At 72.1% G+C, this 4,316-nt stretch carries 2 protein-coding genes; both read right to left on the bottom strand.

Annotated elements, in window-relative coordinates:
- Positions 1 to 902, bottom strand: a 902-nt coding sequence (locus ACI2L1_RS44935) for a beta-ketoacyl synthase N-terminal-like domain-containing protein (RefSeq protein ID WP_404745265.1), incomplete at its 3' end; no start/stop codon positions are given.
- Between the two features lie 114 nt (positions 903 to 1,016).
- Entirely contained in the window at positions 1,017 to 4,316 is a 3,300-nt protein-coding gene (locus ACI2L1_RS44930; RefSeq protein ID WP_404745264.1) for a KR domain-containing protein, read from the bottom strand.

Below are 4,316 nucleotides of genomic sequence, written 5' to 3'. Positions count from 1 at the left end.
TGCTGCGACGGACCATTCGGCGCCGTCAAACCATTACTCGCCCCGTCCTGATTCACCGCACTGCCCCGCACCACCGCCAACACCCGATGACCGTTTCGCCGCGCATCCGACAACCGCTCCAGGAGCAGCAGCCCGACACCCTCGGACCAGGTCGTCCCGTCCGCCGCCGAGCCGAAGGACTTGCAGCGTCCGTCGGGGGCCAGGCCGCGGTCCTGGCTGAAGCCGATGAAGGAGACAGGGGTGGACATGACCGTGGCGCCGCCGGCGAGCGCGAGAGTGCACTCGCCGTTGCGCAGGGCCTGGGCGGCGAGATGCAGGGCGACCAGCGACGACGAGCACGCCGTGTCCACGGTGACGGCCGGACCCTCCAGACCGAGGACATAGGCAACGCGGCCGGAGGCCACGCTCGCCAGACCGCCGGTGCCGCTGTCAGCGGTGTAGTCGTGGTAGGCGAGCCCGGCGAAGACGCCCGTGGGGCTGCCCTTGAGGGTGGTCGGGTCGATGCCCGCCCGTTCGAAGGTCTCCCAGGCCACTTCGAGCAGCAGCCGTTGCTGGGGGTCGGTCTCGCGAGCCTCTCGCGGGCTCATCTTGAAGAAGCCGGCGTCGAAGAGCCCCGCGTCGTGCAGGAATCCGCCCTCGCGGCAGTACGTCCTGCCTGGCGTCGCCGGCTCGGGGTCGTACAGCTCATCGATGTTCCAGCCCCGGTTCTCCGGGAACAGCGAGATGACGTCGCGGCCCTCGGCCACCATCTCCCAGAGTTCCTCGGGTGTGCTGATCCCTCCGGGCAGTCTGCAGCCCATGGCGACGACGGCTATCGGTTCGTGATGCCGTTCCTCGGCCTGGCGCAGGCGTCGCTTCGTCTGCACCAGGTCCGCGGTCGCGCGCTGCAGATACGACCGCAGTTTGTCGTCGTTCTCCATCTGCCCCTCGATCGATCTCGAAGCCGGTTCCAGGACCAGGCCGAACTGAGCCGAGCCGTGCTGAGCCGAACTGCGCTGAACTGCGCTGAACTGCCTTCAGGAGATGCCTAGTTCCCGGTCCAGGACGTCGAACAGCTCGTCGTCCCCGGCCGCCTCGAAGTCCACCTCCGCCGTGTCCTCGGCGGTGTCCGTCCGGGTGTCGCGCCACCTCTGGAGCAACGCCTCGAGACGGGCGGTGATCTGCACCGTGCCGCCTCCGCCGACGGCCGCAGCCGCTGCCGCTGCCGCAAGGACTGTTTCCAGCCGTTCAATCTCGGCCAGCACGGCCTGCTCGGCCCCTTCCTCCGCCGGCTCGATCGCCTCGTCGAGAAGGCCGGCGACGGCGCGGGAGGTGGGGTGGTCGAACGCCAGGGTCGACGCGAGTGCCACCCCGGTGCGCGCGGTGAGCCGCCTGCGCAGCTCGACCGCGGCGAGCGAGTCGAAACCCAGTTCCTGGAACGCCCGGTCGGGCTCGACACCCTCGGCGGACGTGTGCCCGAGGACCGCCGCGACCTGTTCCCTGACCAGGGCGAGCAGCACCCGCACCCGCTCGTCGCCGGGGAGCCCGGAGAGCCGGCGCCGAAGCTCGCCGCCACCGTCGGCACCGGGCTGCCCGGGCCGCCGCGCTGGTGCGCGGACGAGCCCGGCCAGTACGTCCGGTAGTTCGTCCGCCGCGCGCAGCACCGCTTGGTCCAGTCGCACGGGGACCAGGACGAACTCGCCCGTCTCCAGACCCCGGGTCACCACGGCCGGGGCCTCGTCCGCCGTCAGCGGCCGGATGCCGGTGCGGCGCATCCGCTCGGTGTATGCCGTGCCCGCCTCGGTGCCGCGCTCCCTCGGGCCGAGGGCGAGGGAGAGCGCGGGCAGGCCGAGGGTCCGCCGCCGCAGCGCCAGGGCGTCCAGGAGCGCCGCGGAGGCCGCGGTGTTGGCCTGCCCGGTGCCGAGAAAGAGGCTCGTAGAGGACGAGATCAGCAGGAAGACGGCCAGGTCGTGGCCCTCGGTGAGCTCGTGCAGGTTCCAGGCGGCCTCGGCCCCGGCCCGCAGGACCGCGGCCAGTTGCTCGGGGCTCATGGTGTCGATCAGCGCGTTGTGCTGTGCGTCGGCGGCGTGGACGACCCCGACCAGCGGGCGATCGTCCGGGAGGGCGGCCAGCAGTTCGGCGAGCCGGGCCCTGTCGCTCGCCTCGCACTCCGCGACCGTGACCTCGGCACCCAGGGCGCGCAACGCGGCGACCTGCTCCAACGTCTCGTCGGCCGGGTCGCCCGTCAGTAGCAGGTGGCGGGCTCCGTGGGCCGCCACGAGATGGTGTGCCACCCGGACGCCGACGCCGCGGGTGCCGCCGGTGACGAGCACCGTGCCCTCCGCCGGCAGCCGCACCGCGTCACGGCGGTCGTCACTGTCGTAGCCGTCGTCACCGGTGACCCGCTCCAGTCGGGGAGCGAAGGCGGAGCCGCCGCGCAGCGCCAGCTCGCTCTCTCCCGTCGCGACCGCGGCACCGATGACCCCGGCCGACGCCGACGCCTCGTCGGCATCGAGGTCCAGCAGCACGAACCGTCCCGGGTGTTCCGCCTGCGCCGCACGGACCAGTCCGCGGACGGCGGCCTGGACGAGGTCGAGCGAGGCTCCCTCCGCCCGGTCCACCGCCACGGCGTGCCGCGTCACCACGACGAGCGTCGAGGCCGCCGGGCGCTCCTCGGCCACCCAGGACCGCAGCACGGCCCGCACCTGGTCGACGATCGGAAGCAGCCCTCCCGGGAGGGGGTCCCTAGCCTCGGGCGATTCGAAGACGACGAGTTCCGGCACGCGTTCCTGCGACGCGACGAGTTCGTGCACCGCCTCTGCGCCAAGCACGGGATGGTCCGTCGCGTCGGCGCCGAGCGGTACGGCCTTCCAGACCGGCCGGTGGAGCATGTCGTCCTCGGCGTCGGTCACCCGCAGCTCGTCCGGGGTCATCTCCCGGAACTCCACGACGTCCGCGGTCAGCAGGAGCCGGCCCTCGGGGTCGGTCAGGACGACCGACACACCACGGTCGTCATCGGACGCCACACGAACCCGCACCGTCTCGGGCGCCCGTGCGTCGGTGTGACCGGCCACACCTGTCCAGGCGGACGGCAGGCGCGTGGGCCCCTCGCCGTCGACCAGCCGATACAGGTGCGCCGCCAGGTCGAGCAGGGCCGGGTGGACGGCGTATCCCTCGCCGTCCACCACGCAGTCGGGCAGCACGATCTCGGCGTACACCTCGTCTCCGCGACGCCAGAGAGCACGCGCCCCCCGCCACGCATCCCCCAGAGCGAGGCCGGAACGGTACAGGGTGTCGTAGAGCTCGTCGGGTTCGACCGCGATCGCGCCCGCGGGTGGCCACACCTCCATACCGGTGACCGGTACGGGTACGGCGGCGAGGCGCCCCGGACCGACAGTCCCGGCGGCGTGCCGCACCCAGGGTGCGCCGGGTGACTCCGCCCGGGAGTAGACACCGATCGACCGCGTCCCGTCTCCGTCCCCGTCCTCACCGGGCGGGTCCACCACGAGACGCAGCTGCCGCGCGCCCCGGTCGGGCAGGATCAGAGGAGCCTGCAAGCTGAGCTCTTCCAGGAGCGGGCAGTCGACCTGACCGCCGACGTGCAGGGCGAGTTCGACGAAGGCGGCGCCCGGCAGGAGGATCGTGCCCAGCACGTCGTGGTCGGCCAGCCAGGGATGGGTCGAGGTGGACAGGCGGCCGGTGAAGATCTGGCTGTCACTGTCGGGGAGATCGACCGCCGCGCCGAGGAGGGGGTGATCGGCGCTCTGCTGGCCCAGGGCGGTGGGGGCAGCCGCTGCCAAGGTGGTGCCGGTCAGCCAGTAGCGGTCGCGCTGGAAGGCGTAGGTGGGCAGATCGATGCGGCTGGGACGGTGATCTTCGCCGTAGAAGGCCTGCCAGTCGACCGGGACACCGGTGACGTGCAGGCGGGCCAGCGCCGTCAGCACAGCCTGCGGCTCGTCCTGGCCTGCGCGCAGACTGGGGACGGCCATGACGGCTCGGGTGTCATCGGGGAGGTTCTGCTGCGTCAGCGCCGTCAGGACACCCTGCGGGCCGATCTCCACGAAACGGGTCACGCCGAGGGTGTCCAGGGCGGTCACCGCATCCGCGTAGCGCACCGGACGGCGCACATGCTCCACCCAGTACTCCGGATCGTCCCACGCCGGATCCGGCTCACCCGTCACCGTGGAAACCGCCGGGATGGTGGCCGGATTGAAGGTGAGCTTTCCCACCACCTGGCGGAAATCCTCCAGCATCGGCTCCATCAACGGCGAGTGAAACGCGTGGCTGACCTCAAGCCAGCGCACCCGACGCCCCTCACCACGAAAATGCGCCTCCAC

The organism is Streptomyces sp. NPDC019531 (assembly GCF_044903305.1).
In the GTDB taxonomy this organism is placed as follows: domain Bacteria; phylum Actinomycetota; class Actinomycetes; order Streptomycetales; family Streptomycetaceae; genus Streptomyces.
This window is presented reverse-complemented; position numbering and strand designations above follow the sequence as displayed.